This is a genomic window from Aeromonas sp. Lyrl_2 (assembly GCF_051948815.1).
GTDB lineage: Bacteria > Pseudomonadota > Gammaproteobacteria > Enterobacterales > Aeromonadaceae > Aeromonas > Aeromonas veronii.
Genome location: NZ_JAYJLJ010000005.1, coordinates 134,618 through 151,042, shown reverse-complemented (window position 1 = coordinate 151,042; position 16,425 = coordinate 134,618). Strand labels below are relative to the sequence as shown.

At 61.3% G+C, this 16,425-nt stretch carries 17 protein-coding genes; 3 read left to right on the top strand and 14 right to left on the bottom strand.

From position 1 onward, the window contains the following. Positions 1-47: 47 nt before the first annotated feature. The 14 genes from VF684_RS06225 to VF684_RS06160 all read right to left on the bottom strand — a co-directional run bounded on the left by VF684_RS06225 (position 48) and on the right by VF684_RS06160 (position 14,280). Positions 48-605: a HutD family protein gene (locus VF684_RS06225; protein ID WP_139439895.1), complete on the bottom strand. Its 558-nt coding sequence runs from the start codon at positions 603-605 to the stop codon at positions 48-50. Between the two features lie 85 nt (positions 606-690). Beyond that, positions 691-1,350, bottom strand: coding sequence for a YceH family protein (locus VF684_RS06220; RefSeq protein WP_005337766.1), 660 nt, complete (start codon positions 1,348-1,350; stop codon positions 691-693). A 139-nt stretch (positions 1,351-1,489) separates the two neighbouring features. After that, on the bottom strand, positions 1,490-3,628 hold the full coding sequence (locus VF684_RS06215) for a diguanylate cyclase domain-containing protein (RefSeq protein ID WP_139439894.1): 2,139 nt from the start codon (positions 3,626-3,628) through the stop codon (positions 1,490-1,492). After that, the gene (locus VF684_RS06210) at positions 3,625-4,818 is read right to left on the bottom strand and encodes a sugar ABC transporter substrate-binding protein (protein ID WP_139439893.1); all 1,194 of its coding nucleotides are present in this window, start codon (positions 4,816-4,818) and stop codon (positions 3,625-3,627) included. Before VF684_RS06210 ends, VF684_RS06215 begins: the two co-directional genes overlap by 4 nt. Positions 4,819-4,980: 162 nt before the next feature. Next, positions 4,981-5,196, bottom strand: coding sequence for a YdcH family protein (locus tag VF684_RS06205; protein ID WP_005337763.1), 216 nt, complete (start codon positions 5,194-5,196; stop codon positions 4,981-4,983). Between the two features lie 276 nt (positions 5,197-5,472). Beyond that, positions 5,473-6,084, bottom strand: coding sequence for a hypothetical protein (locus tag VF684_RS06200; RefSeq protein ID WP_376898631.1), 612 nt, complete (start codon positions 6,082-6,084; stop codon positions 5,473-5,475). Next, positions 6,081-7,442: an MATE family efflux transporter gene (locus VF684_RS06195; RefSeq protein WP_376898630.1), complete on the bottom strand. Its 1,362-nt coding sequence runs from the start codon at positions 7,440-7,442 to the stop codon at positions 6,081-6,083. The genes VF684_RS06200 and VF684_RS06195 overlap by 4 nt, the downstream gene beginning before the upstream one ends. 121 nt (positions 7,443-7,563) lie before the next feature. Next, positions 7,564-9,387, bottom strand: coding sequence for a SulP family inorganic anion transporter (locus VF684_RS06190; RefSeq protein ID WP_021230679.1), 1,824 nt, complete (start codon positions 9,385-9,387; stop codon positions 7,564-7,566). A gap of 71 nt (positions 9,388-9,458) precedes the next feature. Next, on the bottom strand, positions 9,459-10,049 hold the full coding sequence (locus tag VF684_RS06185) for a nucleotidyltransferase family protein (protein ID WP_201945929.1): 591 nt from the start codon (positions 10,047-10,049) through the stop codon (positions 9,459-9,461). Then, positions 10,036-10,296: a GNAT family N-acetyltransferase gene (locus tag VF684_RS06180; protein WP_005337747.1), complete on the bottom strand. Its 261-nt coding sequence runs from the start codon at positions 10,294-10,296 to the stop codon at positions 10,036-10,038. Before VF684_RS06180 ends, VF684_RS06185 begins: the two co-directional genes overlap by 14 nt. 204 nt (positions 10,297-10,500) lie before the next feature. Beyond that, positions 10,501-11,685: an iron-containing alcohol dehydrogenase gene (locus VF684_RS06175; protein ID WP_201945930.1), complete on the bottom strand. Its 1,185-nt coding sequence runs from the start codon at positions 11,683-11,685 to the stop codon at positions 10,501-10,503. Between the two features lie 18 nt (positions 11,686-11,703). Beyond that, positions 11,704-12,222, bottom strand: a complete 519-nt coding sequence (locus VF684_RS06170; RefSeq protein WP_201945932.1) for a hypothetical protein — start codon at positions 12,220-12,222, stop codon at positions 11,704-11,706. After that, positions 12,203-12,823, bottom strand: coding sequence for a TetR/AcrR family transcriptional regulator (locus VF684_RS06165; RefSeq protein ID WP_201945934.1), 621 nt, complete (start codon positions 12,821-12,823; stop codon positions 12,203-12,205). Before VF684_RS06165 ends, VF684_RS06170 begins: the two co-directional genes overlap by 20 nt. An 11-nt stretch (positions 12,824-12,834) precedes the next feature. After that, positions 12,835-14,280: a coniferyl aldehyde dehydrogenase gene (locus VF684_RS06160; RefSeq protein WP_376898627.1), complete on the bottom strand. Its 1,446-nt coding sequence runs from the start codon at positions 14,278-14,280 to the stop codon at positions 12,835-12,837. A 212-nt stretch (positions 14,281-14,492) separates the two neighbouring features. Between VF684_RS06160 and VF684_RS06155 the strand changes: the two genes are divergently transcribed. From VF684_RS06155 to VF684_RS06145, 3 genes are all read left to right on the top strand, one after another. Continuing rightward, positions 14,493-14,786, top strand: a complete 294-nt coding sequence (locus VF684_RS06155; RefSeq protein WP_005353197.1) for a hypothetical protein — start codon at positions 14,493-14,495, stop codon at positions 14,784-14,786. Positions 14,787-15,008: 222 nt separating this feature from the next. Beyond that, on the top strand, positions 15,009-15,977 hold the full coding sequence (locus tag VF684_RS06150; RefSeq protein WP_376898625.1) for a nucleoside hydrolase: 969 nt from the start codon (positions 15,009-15,011) through the stop codon (positions 15,975-15,977). 106 nt (positions 15,978-16,083) lie between these two features. Next, positions 16,084-16,419 carry a DUF3634 family protein gene (locus VF684_RS06145; protein ID WP_058058867.1) on the top strand — a complete coding sequence of 112 codons (336 nt, stop codon included), beginning with the start codon at positions 16,084-16,086 and terminating at the stop codon, positions 16,417-16,419. Positions 16,420-16,425 lie beyond the last annotated feature (6 nt).

Sequence of the window (16,425 nt, the reverse complement as noted above, 5' to 3'; positions counted from 1 at the left end):
GCTGTCTGTGTGTGGCCTGGCATGACTGCACACCGCCGACTTTTGCGCTATTTGGCCTGCAGGGTAAAGAAGGCGATGGCGGTCTTCTTCTGGCATTCGAAGTGAATGCTCTCTTCACCGGTCACCACCAGCGTCTCGTTGATAGCCACCTCTTTGCCCTGCACGGCCAGCTGGCCGCTCAGCAGGTGACAGAGGTAGGTCTTCTCTGGCTCGAGGGTAAGGGTCAGCGGAAAGGGGAGGTTCAGCACCCGCACGTTGGCGCTGATGCGGTCCGGATGGTAGATAAGCCCCAGATCGGTCACCTCTTTTTTCAGCAACTCGCAGTGGGTCTCCTCATCGCCGCTAAAGTGCGCCGCCTCGAAGGTGGCGTAGGGGTGGCCGTTGAGCACAAAGCCTGCCCCGCTCACCGGCAGCAAAATGCGCTGATAGCCAGGAAAGGGGGAGAAGGGGCCCGCGCTCTTGATGGGGGCCGAGCTCAGTCGATAGTCAAAGTCGAGTTTGGCAAGGCTGCTCCCCTTGGGGAAGATGAGGATCTGGCTGGTGGTGCCCTGCTGGTTTTTCCAGGGCATCTTCTGGTGGTCAGACTCTTTAATCAGGGTGATCACGGGCACTTCCTCACGATAAAAAAACGCAGGGAGCCGGGGACATCAGCCCCGGCTCCCTGATAGAGATTGGCGATGGTAAAGGCGATCAGCCCTGACCATCCAGCGCAGCCAGCCGTGCTTCCATGGCGGCGAGACGGCTCTTGAGCTCGCTCACTTCCAGCTCCAGCTCGCTCAGACGGTCGGCGGCAGGGGAGGCATAGGCCGCGGCGGGAGCGGCATCCATCATCGCCTGAATATCCACTTCGCCGCTAAACAGGTGGGCGTAGCGGGATTCGCGCTTGCCCGGCTCGCGTGGCAGCTTGACCACGTAGGGGCCACGCTCGATAAGCTGGGTCAGCACCGCATCCACCTCGGTGACATCATCGAAGCTGCAGAGGCGGTTGGTACGGGAGCGCAGCTCCCCCGGGGTTTGCGGGCCGCGCAGCAGCAGTTCGCAGACGATGCCAAGCTCCTGGGCACTGAATTTCAGCTCGCCAAATTCGGTGTTACAGAATCTGTGCTGATAGCGGGGCACCCGGGCGTTGAAGCCTGCAGTGTTGACCACCAGCCGCTTGCGGATCAGCTCGTCCACCACGGCGCGGATATCGAGCTCGGAGAGCTCCAGCACCGGCTCGCGGTTGCTCTTCTGGTTGCAAGCGTTGACCAGTGCATTAAGGGAGAGGGGATATTGATCCGGGGTGCAGATCTCTTTTTCAATCAGACAGCCGATGACGCGGGCTTCCAGTGGGCCAAGTACTAACTCCATTTCCTACTCCCTTCCAAATCGAGACATCAAGAGCCCCTATCTTAGTCATGGTCCACGCCGCGTCTAGCGTTGCGCACCATTTTTGCGAGCTGATCAGGGCGTTGGCGAAAGGCTCGCCAACGCCAGAGGCCTCTGCTTTTTATCGCTGCCCCTGATAGAAGCGCGCCTTATTGGCATACATGGCGTCGTCAGCCACCCGGCTCAGCTCCGCCAGCGGGGTCTGGTCGCTGCTGCTCCAGCCGATGGCAAAACGCAGCGGGAAGCTGTGCTCCCCATGCTGCACGATGGCGTGCTGCTGGCTTGCCTCCAACCTGCCTGCCAGCTGCTGACTGGCGAGGTGATCCGCCTCCGCCAGCAGCACGAACTCGTCGCCGCCGATGCGGAAAATCTTCTCGTCCTGACGGCAGAGGGTGCGTAGCTGGCGAGCCATCTGGATCAGCAGGGCGTCGCCAGCCTCGTGCCCATACTGGTCGTTGATACGCTTGAGGCCGTTGAGATCGAGCATGAAGAGGGCGAGGTGACGTTCGGGATGGCGCGCCAGCACCGCCTGATAGTGATGGAAGGCCTCTTCGAACGCCTGCCGGTTGGGCAGCCCGGTGAGGTTGTCGGTGCGGGCGACCCGCGCCAGCTCGTCGGTGAAGAGACGCCCCTCGATGCCCACCGCCAACTGCTTGGCAAACAGCCGCAAGATGGCCCTGTCTTCGGACTCCAGCCCTTCGGCGCTCACCATCAGATAGCCAAACAGCACGCCGCTTTGGCTGCCGGGCAGGGTCATGATCTTCCAGAGTGCGTTATCCCACTGGCATTCGGAGTGTTTGACCTCCTCATCCATCAGTTGAGCCAGTTTCTCCTGCAGGGCATCCCGCAAGGGGGCATCGACCCCCTGGGTCAGGGAGTAGTGAGGCTGGTCATCGCGGCGGATCACCAGCCCCCAGCGGTGGCCGGGATAGAGCTGCGAGAGCTGCAACAGGGCGGAGCTGGCCAGCTCGGCAATATCGATATCCAGCTGCTGATGCAGACCGAACTGCAACCAGGATTGCAGGATATGGCGGCTGCGCTCCTCCCGGCTCAGGGCCGAGCGCAGGGCGGTCGTTTGCGAGGCGACCTCTTGCTCCAGTTCGTCGTTGAAGTCGAGCAGCCGCTGGTTGAAGGCCTCTTTCTCGCTATTGGCCTGCTGCAGCTGTTCATTTTGCTGATAGAGCGCCCGCACCTGATCCGAGATGGTGCTGGCCATCTCCTGCAGCAACTGGCGCACCTCGTCGTACTCCACAAAGCGCAGCGGCGCCTGCCGTTGCTGGTAATTGCCCTTGCCATAGCTGCGCACCAGCGCGGCCAGCGAGCGCAGCGGTCGGGTGAGCCAGCGGGTGAGCCAGACGCAGCCGATGGCTACCAGCAGCAACATGACGGCGATGCTGACGGTCAGCAGCTGTTGGGATTTGTTGAGCTCGCTGACCCTGTCATTGCTGTAGCTGTAGAGGGTGATGGTGGGGGTGATCTCCTGCTCCAGCTGGGACCAGCCAATGGCCAGGGGCTGCGCCAACTTGCCTGGCTCCCTGTCATCCATGGCGTTGGCGTTCTGGTGAGCCCCTTCGTAGAGACGGTTCTCGCCCTGGGAGATCACCAGATATTCGCTCCCCTTGAGATAGGGCTCCAGCAACTGGGCCATCTGTCGCCAAGGGAGAATGGCCATCACGAAGCCGGAAGGGGTCTGCATCACCCCTGCTCGCTGGTGGTTGCGATAGATGGGGGCTACCAGCGCCAGCCCGCCGCTGCGGTTTTGCTCCATGTCGTCGACCAGCACGGGATCATCGACGGGCAGCAGCAGATGCTTGCCCTGTTTTGCCTCGCGGGTCTTGCCCCAGGCCATCAGCTGCGGCATCAGGTTGCTCGACTCGAGGTGGGAGGCCTGACCATTGATGTACTCCACCACCAACCCCTTGTCATCGATGAGGTAGGCCGAGGTGATCAGGCTGTTGGATTTGACAAAGGTGGCCAGCGCCAGCCGGGCATGGCTGGAGAAGAGAAAGTTGTCGAGGGCCTGATGGAGCACCCGATCCTGACTGAGTTGATTGATCTGGGTGCCGATCAGCTCGCTGCGAAAGCGGGCCTCGCGGGTCATGCTGGTGAGGGCCCGCTCCAGCTGTGACTGCTCGCTCTGGGCGATGATCTGGTGCTGGCGGATCAGCAGCACAGTGCTGGCCAGCAGTGCCGGCAGCAAGGCGACGGTGAACAGGATGATGATGAGGGTCGGGCCGAGCCGAAAGGTGCGATGTTTCATGGTGCTTTGACCTGCCGGTACTGCTGATCGGCCAGCTGCTGCATATAGCGGGCGGTGTCGGCGGCACTGATCCCTTCTTTAAAGCGCTCGAACCCTTTCTCCATCGCTTGCCAGGTGATGGACATGGCGCTGTCGGAGGGCATGGGGGTGCTGAGGGTGAACTGTTCCAGCAGCACTTTTTCCTGAGGCATGGGACGGCGGCTGATGGCGGTAAAAGCCTGCTGATTGACCGGTAGCAGCGCCCCCTGATGATAGATGAACTGCTGAATATCCTGACGCTGGATAAAGGCCATCAATGCCTTGATGACGGGTTGCCGATCCTCATCGTCCATCGCCCAGCGGGAAGCTCCCATCACGTAGGCGCCGCTCATGGAGTGCATGGGATGGCTTTGCCAGCGGGGCAGCAGGGCGACGCCCAGCTTATCCCCCATGTTCTTCACCAGATCATTGAACGCCCAGTCCCCATTGATGAGGTAGGCGCTCTTGCCCTCATTGAAGCGGGCGAGGGCGGTGTCATAGTCGCACTCGGGATCGACCCACTGTTCGCTGGCGACGGTGCGGTAGGCCTCCAGCGCCTGCACCATGGCCGGGCTGTCGAGGGTGATGCGCCCTTCGGTCACCGGCGAGCCGCCAAAGGTGTGTAAAAAGGCGGCGAAGTAGTACATGTCGTGATAGGGCCAGCTGACGGGGTAGACCCCCTTGGCCTTGAGGGCCGGGGTGATAGCAGTCAGTTGCTGCCAATAGGTCACCGGAGTCGAGACCAGCGCCTTGTTGTAAAACAGCATCAGATGGTTGCCCTGCATCATGGGCATGCCCCAGCGTTGCCTATCCAGGGTGACATAACGCAAGGCGCTGGCCATCAGCGCGGGGGAAAACCACTCGGCCGGGAGGGGAGCGAGGGTCATCTGGCGATAGAGGCCGATAAAATCGGAGGGGATTAGCATCAGGTCGGGCAGCCCCCTGGCCTGAGCTGCCAGCAGGAGATCCGCCTTGATCTTGCCCGGCTCAATCTGGGTGACCCGCACTCTGTGGTTCCCCTCCTGATTGAAGCGGGCGATCACGTCGTCGATCACGTAACCGGCTTGCTGGGAGTGCCACAGCTCCAGTTCAGGCTCCTGAGCCTGCAGCGGGTGGCTCAATGCGAACAGGCAAAGCAGCAAGAGATGATAAAAAGATCGTTTTCTGCTCATGTTATCATCACCGTTATTCCCTGAATTCCAAGGGAAAAATGTAACAAACTACCGGCAAGAACGGTAGGCTCGGGTGTCAACTAATTGACTGAAACAACAAAAAGCCCGGCGCGTGGGCCGGGCTGGGGGATAAATTGCTTATCCGCATATTCTTCGAGGCATCTATTGTGGATGTTGTTTGAGGATGTCGTATATCTCCTCTTTCAGTTTGAGTTTCTGTTTTTTCAGATCTCTCACCTCGGCGCTATAGTCGCTGGCGTGATGCTTTTCCAACTTTCTAATCTCCGCATCCAGGTCGTTGTGCAAGTCAAACTTCTTCTGGAAATGGACATCACTGCTCTTCAGTTTCGAGATGAGTTCTCTGTACTCTGGGAACATGTAATGGAGCCTCCTTGGTTTCGTTTGATTGTGCCTGTAAGACCAAAGCTACCCCTTAGTGCCGGGGATAAATGTGATCCTGATCGGATTTGGGGGCAATGATTTGGAGTATTCGGCGGAATATTTATAACTTGTTGAATCAAAACAAGATAAGTGATTTATCAATCTGAATGGTGAGCCAAACTGTGCGACAACTCACAACAGGGGCAGTGTTGGCGTGAGGGTGCAGGATCAAAAAAGGGGCCGAGTGGCCCCTTTTTATGGATGCAGGCAACGTTACTCTTTCTCTTCGTCCGCCAGCTCTTTTTTCTTTTTCTTCTCGGGCAGCGGCTTGCCGTCGCGATGGATCACCTTGCCCGCCTCAAAGCCAATCTGGGCGGCCAGCTCCTCCAGATCCGCCGACTTGGCCTGATCCCCGATGGCGTAGCGATAGTTGGCGATGGAGAGTTTGTCAGCCACCGGCGTGCCCGGGACGATAGGCTCGCGCCAGCCCTGGCCGATGTGGGCCACCAGGGTGCCGTTCATTAACAGCTCGCCGACGATCTCCTGGGTCGGATTGCCCTTGCCGTAGGTGAGACCCTGCGGGTGCTTCTTGCCGACCAGCGGCTCGTTGCTGGCGGGGATCAGCTTGGTGCGGATCAGCCACTTGGGCTTTTTGGTGTTGCCTACGGCCTTGCCGGTCTGGTACTCGTTGATCTTGATGGTCTTGATCATCTGGGCCATGAAGTCCTTGGTCAGCGCCTTCTGGGCGTCGCTGGTTTCATCGATGGCGATGGGGGCCACATACCAGGTCTGGGTGGCTTGAGCCTTGGGAGCGGCAGGGGCAGTTTGCGCCATGGCCAGGGGGCTGAGCAGGATGGCAGCCAGCAAGAGTCCTATCTTCTTCATTGTGATTCCGCTTTTGTTTCAACAAGAATTTTGTTTTGCCAGCGACGACTGCGCCAGCGCCAGAACATGGCCAGACCGCGCACCCACTCGTCGCAGGCCAGCGCCAGCCAGATACCGACCAGTCCATAACCCTGCATGATACCGAGGAAATAGGAGAGTGGCACGGCAATTCCCCACATGGAGAGCAACGCCATGTAGAGGGGGAAACGGGCATCCCCGGTGGCCCGCAGGGCGTTGATCACCACCAGATTGAAGGTGCGGCCGGGTTCGAGGATTAGGCTGATAAGAAACAGTTGCGCCACCTGGGTGATGATGTCGGCATTATCGGTAAAGAGGCTGATGATGGTACGGCCATTGAGGGCAGCCGCCACGGCGATGACGCAGGTAACTGCCAACCCCAGCTTGAGGCTCTTGAGCAGCTGCTGATAGGCGCGATCGAACTGCCTGGCCCCCGCCAGATGGCCGATGATGATCTCGTTGCCAAGGCCGATGGAGAGGCCAAACAGCAGGATAAACAGGCAGATCTGAAAGAAGTAGGACTGGGTCGCCAGCGCCTTGTCACCCAGCAGTCCGACAAAGGCTGTCACCACCATAAACTGCAGCATCCAGGAGAGGTTCTCCCCTGCCGCCGGCAGGCCGATATGGAGTACCTTGCCCAGCATCTCCCTACTGGGGTGGACGATATCGCGCACCACCAGCCGAATGCCGGTCTTGCGGGCGACCAGCCACACTAGCAGCACCACGCCGATCAGTCGGCCCGCGACCGTGCTGATGGCCACGCCAGCGACCCCCAGTTGGGGCAGGCCGAACCAGCCGTAGAGCAGCAGCAGGTTGCCGACGAAGGTGATGAGGTTGACGATGAGGGTCACATACATCGCCTGACGGGTGTGGCCGTGAGCGCGCAGGGTGGCTGCCAGACAGAGGGCTGCGGCCTCCGGCAACAGGCAGAGACCGATGATCTGCAAGTAAAGCGTCCCGTCGCTCATCAGATTGGCAAGCAGGTTCATCAGCGCCAGCATGGTGCTGGCGCCTGCCATCACGCCGATGGCTGCCACCAGACCGATCAGCAGGTTGAAGCCGATAGCGGTGTGGATCACCACCCGACTCTTCTCCCGATCGCCGGCCCCCAGATACTGGGTGATCACCACGCTGGTACCGATACTGACGAAGCTGAACAATGTGATGGCGAGATCGAACACCTGATTGCCGACCGCCAGCGCGGCCACTCCCTGATAGGAGACGTGACCCACCATGAAGGTATTGAGTGCGCCGGTCAGAAAGTGCAGGGCGAGATCGATAAAGAGCGGCCAGGTCAGCGCAAAGAGGGTGCCCGGGCCTGCGTGGGATTGAGATTGCATGGCATGTCCAACAGCTGGGAGGGCACGGGGGAGTGCCCTCTGGGGGCGCATTTAACACCAAGGCCAAGGCCGGTGCAATCCTTGTGCAGGATTGCACCGGCCAGGGGCGCAGGCCAAGGGATCAGGCAGGCGTGGCGCCCGCCTCCTGTTCGCTTGGCAAGGTGAGGCGCGCCGAGTCGGGCAGGGCATCATCCTGCGGCCAGTTGGAGCGGATGGCATCTGTGGTGCTCTCCACCACCGCATCATCCTTGAACACCGGCTCGCGATAGCAGCGGGTCAGGCGCAGCGCCTGATACATATCGGGGCAGAGGATGATCCCCTCATCGCCTACCCGCACGCCCGCCTGCTTTAACCAGTGAGTCATCTGACCGTGGCGACCCGCCATCACCATATGGATGCCGCGCCGTTTCAGCTCTTTGTGCAGCTCTCCCACCATGCTCATCACGCTGATGTCCTGATGGGTGAAGCAGGCGACTGCATCGATCACCAGACACTTGGGGGCTCGGGGATCCTGCACCAGCAGGGCCAGCACCCGCCGCTTGAAATAGGGGGCATTGAAGTAGGTGAGCGGTGAGTTGAAGCGATAGACCAGAATACCCGGGATCGCCTTGGCCTGTTCGTTGTCCCCCAGTGTACGTACTACCCCCTCGTCATCCATGCCAAGCAGCTGGTCGGTGGGGCGCATCACATTGCGCAGGAACTGGAACAGCCCCAGCAACACGGCGAGGGTGATCCCCGGGATCACCCCCATGGTGAGCACGCTGATAAAGGTGACCAGCGCCAGCCAGAAGGCGGAGCGATCGGAGTGGCGCAGGGCCCAAAGACCGCGAAAATCGGTGAGCGACAGGGAGGCCATCACCAGCACCACCCCGAGGGCGGCGGTGGGAATATATTTGAGCGGCGCCGTCAGATAGAAGGTGATGAGGGCTATCACCGCCGCAGCGATGATGGAGACCAGCTGGCTCTTGCCGCCGTTGGCGTCGTTGACCGCGGTGCGTGAATCCGCGCCGCTGATGGCAAAACCCTGTGAGACCGCGGAGGCGAGGTTCGCCATACCGAGGGCCCGAAACTCCTTGTCCGCGTCTATCTCATAACCGTTTTTGGCGGCAAAGCTGCGGGCGGTCAGCATCATGGAGACGAAGCTCACCATGGCGAGGTTAAGGGCTGGCAGCACCAGCTCCCGCATCAGGCCGGGGGGAAATTCCGGCATCTGGAAGGCGGGCAGGCCGGAGCCCACCGTCCCCAGGGTGGCGATATCAAACTGGCCGAGATTAAAGCCCCACACCAGCGCAGCGGTCACCACCATGGCCACCATGGAGGAGGGCCATGCCGGTTTGTAGCGCTTGGCCAGCAGCAGGGTGAGCAGAGCCACCAGACTCATGGCCAGGGTCGGCAGATGGGTCTGGGTGATATAGGTGGCCCCGCTGGCGATCCGCTCGATGAGGTAACGTTCGCTGAAAGTGAAGCCGAAGATCTTGGAGAGCTGGCCCACCATGATGGTGATGGCCACACCATTGAGCAGCCCCATCAGGATGGGTCGGGAGAGAAAGTCCGCCAGCACTCCCAGCTTGAAGCGGCTGGCAATCAGGCACCAGAAGCCGGTCATGGCGGTCATGGTCATCACCAGTTGCCAGTGACGGGTGGGGTCGCCTGCGGCCAGCGGCGTCACCACGGCGGCAATGACCGCGCAGGTGGCGGCATCGGGGCCGACAATCAGCTGGCGGGAGGTGCCAAACAGGGCGTAGACCAGCATGGGCAGGATGCAGGAGTAGAGACCGACGATGGCACCCACCCCGGCAAGCTCGGCATAGGCGATGGCGACGGGCAGCGCCACGGCCGCCACCGAGAGTCCGGCGCGAAGATCTGGCATCAACCAGGCGCGCTGGTAATGCAGCAGGGCGGCGAGGCCCGGTAGCCAGCGTTCGAGAGAGAAGAAGTCGCGCATTATTTAACCCATTGAGTTACAACCAGCTTTTCCCCTAGTGTGCCCAAGGTTATCGAAAGATTGCAATCAGGTTATGGCCAGTTTACCTGAAGGTCAGGCCAGATAGCCTGCCAGCGTTTCTCCTTGATGCGCTGGGTAAAAATCTGTTTGTCCTGACGACATCTGGGGTTGGCACTCACTTGCAGCGACCAGTTGATGGTAAAGCCGTAGGGGGCAAGCCACTCGAACTCGCCATCTCGGGTGAGGCGCACGCCGATGCAGGTGGGCACTTCGACCCAGTGGCTGAGCGCCTCAAGGCTGCTGGCAAACGGCGCCACCAGCTGCCGCGTGTGCATGCGGGCCTGATTGCGCACTTCCCACTGCTGACCTGGCAGCCGCTTTGCCAGCCAGGTTTCATGCGCCGTCTCGGCCAGCCCTTGCGGATCGGTTTTATCGAGATAGATAAGGTCGATATCGTTGAGCGGGGTGGGCACCGCCTTGTGGTGAAGGTGATCCCAGATGAGATTGCGGATAAAGCCTGCTCCCAGCGCCCAGTCGGGCAGATTGAGCTCGGCCGCGGCTTGCAGGCAGGCCATCCGCTGCGGATCGGCCCGCAGCAGGGCTTCTGTTTTGGCTTGGAATTGCTGTTCGAGGGCGGAGTTCAGAGGTTCAGTTGTTGGCATTGCGGCGTAACCAGACATCAATGTAGCGGCAGCTCGGCACTATAGTGAGCCCCTCCGCCTGAGTCCAGTTGAAGAAGGCGCGCGCCAGCTGATCGGCAATCCCCTGCACCCGCAGCTCGGGGGGTACGAAGGTGCTGTAGGCGTCGATGGTCTTGGCATCGAGCCGCCGGTAGCGCAGTCTCGACTCTTTCCCCTCCACCATACAGATGAACTGTTGCTGGTTGGCCTGATGGATGATGTCGCTCATGGTGGGCACCTCTGGCATAAAGTTGAGTCTCTCGGCACAACATAACTGTTAGCCAAGGTATAGAACAGATAATGAGAGCCCGTGGTCAATATCATCCCCCTTTGACAGGGGGCACATCGATATCGCGATGCAGATCAAGGTGCCCGATGGTGAGTCGGGCACCGCGTTAGTGTCAACACAAGAGTGTTAGCAAAGAGGTCGGGATCAGGCCCAGGCTCGCTCCAGCAGGGTGAGTAACTGCTCACGGTCGGCATCTTTGCGATTGAACAGCAGGGCACCGTCGTTGATCGCCAGATCGCGGATCTCGGTCAGTAGCGAGCGATCGCTTACCCCTGCCTCGCTCATGGTGCGCGGCAGCTTGACCGCTTGCCACAAGGTGTCGCGCAGGGTGCGAATGGCTGTGATGGTTGCCTCTGCTCGCTGATGGGCCGGGGTGGCAGCAAAGCGCTCTGCCCCCACCAGCGGCAACAGCAGCCGGGCCAACTCGCTATCCACCTCGGGGCGGTTGTAGTCGAGCACGGTCGGCAAAAAGAGGTTCATGCACAGCCCGTGGGGCAGATGGCAGCGGGCTCCCAGACTGTGGCCGAGGGCGTGCACCAGCCCCACCATGGAGTTGGAGAATGCCATGCCAGCCAGCGTGGAGCCTTCCGCCAGTTGCAGCCGCAGCTGTTTGTTTTGCGGGTCGTGGATGATTTGCGGCAGGGCGCTGGCGATCTTCTCCACCGCCATCAGGGCCAGTGCATCGCTCACCGGGTTCTTGGCGGTACCGATAAAGGCCTCGATGGCGTGGGTCATGGCGTCCATGGCGGTAGCGGCGGTGATATTGAGGGGCAGTCCCTGGGTCAGGCGCGGGTCGAGCACCGCCAGCTGGGGCAGCAGGAAGGGGGAGGTGAAGGGCACCTTGCGCCCGCTCGCCTCATCCTTGATCACTGCAACCAATGTCACTTCTGATCCTGTGCCCGCCGTGGTGGGCACCACCGCCAGCGGCTTGAGGGGACGGGTCAGGCAACCGGCGCCCGAGTAGTCGAGCAGGTGTTCACCCCCCATGGAAGTGAGAATGTTGACCGCCTTGGCGGTGTCGATGACCGAGCCGCCCCCCAGTGCCACCAGACTGTCGCAGTCGAGCTCGCGATAGCGTTTGGCGATCCGCTCCACCACGGCGGTGGAAGAGTCGGCCGGGATCTCGTCCCAGATGGCGGCGACCGGCAGCTCCCCCTCGGCCAGCACATTGGCCAGCAGGGTGGCAAGGCCGGTGGCATTGACCCCCTTGTCGGTCAGCAGCAGCGGGCGGCGGGCCCCGAGGCTGGCCAGCTCGCTGGCCAGTTGCTCCAGCGCCTGTTCACCGGCCAGCAGTTTGACCGGGCAGAAAAAATCGTAATAGCGGCTCATTTCAAGGCTCCTTGCGCGTTAGCCGGTCACCAGACCCAGATAGATGTTGCAGGCCCGGCCGATCTTGTTGGTCGGGGCTGGATAGTGGCGCAGCAGAGGCCGCGCGATAAAGGCGGGCAGGATCAGGGACTGCAACTGCTCAAGCCCCCGTACCAGATGCATGGCAACGGTCAGGTCTCCCTCCACCAGCAGCCGGTTTTCACTGAACGCCTGATTGACCCCGAGCCGAAAGCTCAGGGCGCGAAAGGCGATATTGGGGTGCTTGAAGCGCACCCGCAGCGGATGGATGGTGGCATGGGGGGCGACTGGCGCACCGGGATACCAGCGCCCACCCTGCTTGTGCATGTTCATGGCGTATCCGATGCCGCCTACTTCGAGGCGGATTGCCAGCCCGTCCGGCAACGGCGCCAATTCGCGGCGTACCGCCTCATCGGTGCGGGCGGCGCGGCAGAGGGTACGACCCACCATCCAGAGCAGTGTGGTGATCCAGAGGCGGCGGCCAAGTGCGGCCAGAGATTCAACGGTCGGAGTTGTCATAGGGGTTGGCTCCTGAGATGGCTGACCAGAAGAGGGCAAAGGCACTGGCTTGCCAGTAGTCGTCCTCTCCCAGCTCCGGTTGATCGACAAACAGTGATGCGCAGGCGAGGAACTGGCCCTGACACACCTCCAGCAACAGTGGTGCGGGAGCCTGCATCAGCTCGCCGCTGGCCTGCCCCTTTGCCAGCAGGGCAGGCAGAAAGCGCAGGGCATCGTTCAGGATCTGGCTGCGGGCCGGTCTGGCCAGCAGCGGGGAGTGAAAGAAGCCGAGCACGAATTTGAGCTCATTGGGATGCGCCAGCATCCATCTCATCGCCAGCTGCCAGTAGTGGCGGGTCTGGTCGTACAGCGGCAGGGTGGGATCTGCTTCATGGATGGCGCTCCCCATCCGGGTTTTCACATCCTGATAGAGGGCGAGGATCAGCGCCTCCTTGCTCGGAAAGTGGTGGAACAGAGTGCCGTTGGCCACCCCGGCTGCCTTGGCGATTCGAGCTGTGGCAGCCCCCTGCAGGCCATCTTCGGCGCAGAGGGCGAGGGCGGCATCCAGGATCTGGCGGCGCTTGTCGGTCATGGTTTGTGGCTGCGGGATAGCCTGGTTCATGGTCATCTCCATCAGCGCAGGAAGAAGGCCATCATCAGCTTCTGGATCCAGCTGTGGTAGGGGGGATGGATCAGGGAGCCGGTGGTGAACTTGCCGCGGGTCAGCACGGTTTTCGCCTTGGAGAAGGTGAGGAACCCCTCGTGGCCGTGGTAGTGGCCCATGCCGGAGGCGCCGATGCCGCCGAACGGCACATCGTCGGCCGCCACCTGAAACAGGCTCTCGTTGATCGCCATGCCGCCGGAGTGGGTCTCCCGGGTCACCCGTGCCTGCAACTCGGGATCGAAGCTCATCAGATAGAGGGCCAGCGGGCGGGGCCGCTCAGCCACATAGGCGAGTGCCTCCTCCAGGGTGTCGTAGGGAATGAGCGGCAGCACTGGCCCGAAGATCTCCTGCTGCATCACCTGACACTGACCCGGCACCCCGGTCAGCAGGTGGGGCACCAGCAGGCGACGCTGGTCATCGCGGGCCGGACTACCACAGGGGTGGAGCTGGGCACCCGCCTGCTCGGCTTCATCCAGCCAGCTGACGAGGCGCTGATACTGGCGGTCGTTGATGATGGCGCCGTAGTCGGCACTATTGAGCCCCTGCGGGTAGAGCTTGCTGAAGTGGCGGCGATAGGCGGCGATAAAGTTATCCACCTCGCTACGGGGCAGCAGCACATAGTCGGGGGCGACGCAGATCTGTCCGGCGTTGAGGCTCTTGCCGAAGATCATCCGCTCGACCGCAGTGGCGATCGGCATGTCGGGGGCGATGAGACAAGGGCTCTTGCCCCCCAGCTCAAGGGTGAGGGGGGTGAGCTGGGGCGCGGCGGCGGCCATCACCAGCTTGCCCACCATGGTGGAGCCGGTAAAGAGCAGGTGATCGAACGGCAGTGAGCTGAACGCCGCCGCCATCTGTGCATCCCCCTCGATGATGGCGATCTCGTTTTCGTCAAACACGCTGGTGAGCATGGTGCGCAGCACGGCATTGGTATGGGGGGTGAACTCGGAGAGTTTCAGCATCGCCCGGTTGCCCGCCGCGATGGCGGTGATAAGGGGGCCAAGGCTCAGCATCACCGGAAAGTTCCACGGCACGATAATGCCGACTACCCCGAGTGGCTGGAAGTGCACCTCTACTTTGGCGGGGGCCAGCAGCAGGCCGGTGTGGCGGCGGTGGGGCTGCATCCAGCGTTTGAGCCGCTTCTGGGTGTAGTTGATCTGCATGATGCAGGGCAGCACATCGGCAATCAGGCTGTCGTAGTGGCTGCGCTGGCCATAATCTGCTGCCAGCGCCTTGCACAGCTGCCCCTTGTGGGCGAGCAATGCCTGTTTGAGTTTGGTCAGCTGCGCCCGGCGCTCGGCCAGGGTTGGCATGGGGTGAGCCAGACTCGCCCGCTTGAGCCGCGCCAGCTGATCCGGCAGGGACAATTTGATGGCGAGGATATCCTCAGGAGTGTGTTGAAGCTGCGCCGCACCCATGTTGTTCTCCGCATGAAAAATGACCGACTGATTAGTCGGTCTAAATCTAGCCGTTTGTTACCGGAATGTAAAGCTGGCAAGCTGTCTGCCGTTCACCATGAGCCGGACGCAAGAGAGAACTGTGTGTCTCCCCACACTTTTGTGGTTTGCTCGTTGGTGACTTATCTAATAAGGGGTAGTTTTTGGCTATTAACCTACACGGAGAGAGCACTATGACCAGGGAACTGAACAGCTTGTTGGCCCGGCTTGAAGATGTGGTTGAGCGGATGCCGGATTGCTTCAACACCTACGAATTCGCCCAGAAGCTGGCACTGCAATATCAGCCGGAATTCTTTGCCGCGGGCCACTCTCTGGCCGAGCACGAGGGCAAGGTACTGCGGGTGCTGCACCAGAAGATCGCCGAGGCGCTGGCAGGCAGCGAGATGGTGATTGAAGGGGCGCTGCTCCCCTGCGTCACCCCCTGGGGGGAGAAGGCGACCTCACCGCGCTGGCACCGCAAGCACTGAGGGTCGGAGTAAGGCAGATCACTGCCAGATAGCAGATAACGAACAACGATAAAGGGCGCGGCGCTGGCAACAGGGCCGCGCCGTTTCTTGTGCAGATTGTCGCCAGCAGCGTGTCGTTGCCGAGAGCAAAGGCCCGCTCTGTGATCCCATGCCGGGATACGGGGCCGTTAGCCGGGTAGACTCTCCCTTTTGTCGCAGGGTTTGTCACCGTAGGAATTTCTCATGACCCATAAAATCATTCTGGATACCGACCCGGGTATCGACGATGCCATGGCCATCCTGTTTGCCGAGGCCCATCCCGCCATCGAGCTGCTCGCCATCACCACTGTTTTTGGTAACGCCACTATCGACAATGGCACCCGCAACGCCCTCTGGCTCAAGCAGAAGTACGGCATGAAGGCGGATGTGGCCAAAGGCGCTGCCGCCCCGCTGCTGCGCGAGCCGGTCGGCCCCACCACCATAGTCCACGGCCCGAGCGGCTTTGGCGACATGGAGGCGGGGGAGGTGACTATCGCTCCGGATCCCCGTCCCGCATGGCAGTACATAGTCGAGGCGGTGAAAGCCGCGCCGGGGGAGATCACCCTCGTCACTATCGGCCCGCTGACCAATCTGGCGCTGGCGCTGCAACAGGCGCCCCAGATTGTCTCGCTGGTGAAACAGGTGGTAGTGATGGGAGGAGCCTTTGGCGTCAACGGCCATCGCGGCAACGTCACCCCCTATGCCGAAGCCAATATCCACGACGATCCCGATGCCGCCGACCGGGTCTTTACCGCCGATTGGCCGGTAGTGATCATCGGGCTGGATGTGACTCAGCAGAGCTTCTTCAGCAGCGCCTATCTGGATGAGCTCAGGGACAAGGCGGGGGAGCCGGGCCGCTTCCTGTGGGATGTCAGCCGCTTCTACCTGCGCTTCTACTCCGAGAAGCTGGGGCTCTCTGGTTGCCACGTTCACGATCCATCCGCCATCGCCTATGTCATTGACCCGACCCTCTTTACCCTGCGCGAGGGGCCGGTGCGGGTGATTACCAGCGGCCCGGCCATCGGCCACACCCTGCAAAAGTTCGATGGCAAACGCCACTCCCACGATGATTGGGCAGCCTATCGTCCGCAGCAGGTCGGGGTGGCGGTGCGCGATGAAGCCTTGCTGGCGCTCTATCGCGAGACGCTGGTGGGCTGGGGCAAGGATTGCTGAGCAAAGAGGCGCTATTGCGTTGAGGCGGGGGCTGTGATCGGCGCCAAACAATCGGAACGCACGGCCGCTTATACTGCCTGATATCAAGAGCTTGGGAGGGATGAAGATGGCCTGGATTTCCTTGATAGTGGCGATTGCGCTGATCTGGTGGTTGATGAAGCTGGGGCGTGGCGCCCTGTTCGAGATCCGCCTTGCTCCCGGCAAGGTAGTGGTCAAGCAGGGCAAGGTGTCACCCGCCTTTATTGAGCATGCCAAGCAGATCCTGCGTCACGACACGGTGCGCGGTCGCATTGTGGGGCAGCGCGATGGCGATGGCGTCAAGCTGATCTTCTCCCGATCCATCCCCGAGCGGGTGGCCCAGCGGTTTCGCAATATCTTCCCCTATGGCGATTACCGCCAGCCAACGGCGCCACTGCCGGGGCCAAAATCCCGCAAGGGATAAGCACCG

Bases quoted from the DNA above. Each gene is read 5' to 3' on its own strand.
- VF684_RS06205 (WP_005337763.1), bottom strand. From the start codon at position 5,196: ATGTTCCCAGAGTACAGAGAACTCATCTCGAAACTGAAGAGCAGTGAT.
- VF684_RS06180 (WP_005337747.1), bottom strand. From the start codon at position 10,296: ATGAGCGACATCATCCATCAGGCCAACCAGCAACAGTTCATCTGTATG.
- VF684_RS06170 (WP_201945932.1), bottom strand. From the start codon at position 12,222: ATGACAACTCCGACCGTTGAATCTCTGGCCGCACTTGGCCGCCGCCTC.
- VF684_RS06165 (WP_201945934.1), bottom strand. From the start codon at position 12,823: ATGAACCAGGCTATCCCGCAGCCACAAACCATGACCGACAAGCGCCGC.
- VF684_RS06210 (WP_139439893.1), bottom strand. From the start codon at position 4,818: ATGAGCAGAAAACGATCTTTTTATCATCTCTTGCTGCTTTGCCTGTTC.
- VF684_RS06175 (WP_201945930.1), bottom strand. From the start codon at position 11,685: ATGAGCCGCTATTACGATTTTTTCTGCCCGGTCAAACTGCTGGCCGGT.
- VF684_RS06190 (WP_021230679.1), bottom strand. From the start codon at position 9,387: ATGCGCGACTTCTTCTCTCTCGAACGCTGGCTACCGGGCCTCGCCGCC.
- VF684_RS06155 (WP_005353197.1), top strand. From the start codon at position 14,493: ATGACCAGGGAACTGAACAGCTTGTTGGCCCGGCTTGAAGATGTGGTT.
- VF684_RS06160 (WP_376898627.1), bottom strand. From the start codon at position 14,280: ATGGGTGCGGCGCAGCTTCAACACACTCCTGAGGATATCCTCGCCATC.
- VF684_RS06150 (WP_376898625.1), top strand. From the start codon at position 15,009: ATGACCCATAAAATCATTCTGGATACCGACCCGGGTATCGACGATGCC.
- VF684_RS06195 (WP_376898630.1), bottom strand. From the start codon at position 7,442: ATGCAATCTCAATCCCACGCAGGCCCGGGCACCCTCTTTGCGCTGACC.
- VF684_RS06215 (WP_139439894.1), bottom strand. From the start codon at position 3,628: ATGAAACATCGCACCTTTCGGCTCGGCCCGACCCTCATCATCATCCTG.
- VF684_RS06145 (WP_058058867.1), top strand. From the start codon at position 16,084: ATGGCCTGGATTTCCTTGATAGTGGCGATTGCGCTGATCTGGTGGTTG.
- VF684_RS06220 (WP_005337766.1), bottom strand. From the start codon at position 1,350: ATGGAGTTAGTACTTGGCCCACTGGAAGCCCGCGTCATCGGCTGTCTG.
- VF684_RS06185 (WP_201945929.1), bottom strand. From the start codon at position 10,049: ATGCCAACAACTGAACCTCTGAACTCCGCCCTCGAACAGCAATTCCAA.
- VF684_RS06200 (WP_376898631.1), bottom strand. From the start codon at position 6,084: ATGAAGAAGATAGGACTCTTGCTGGCTGCCATCCTGCTCAGCCCCCTG.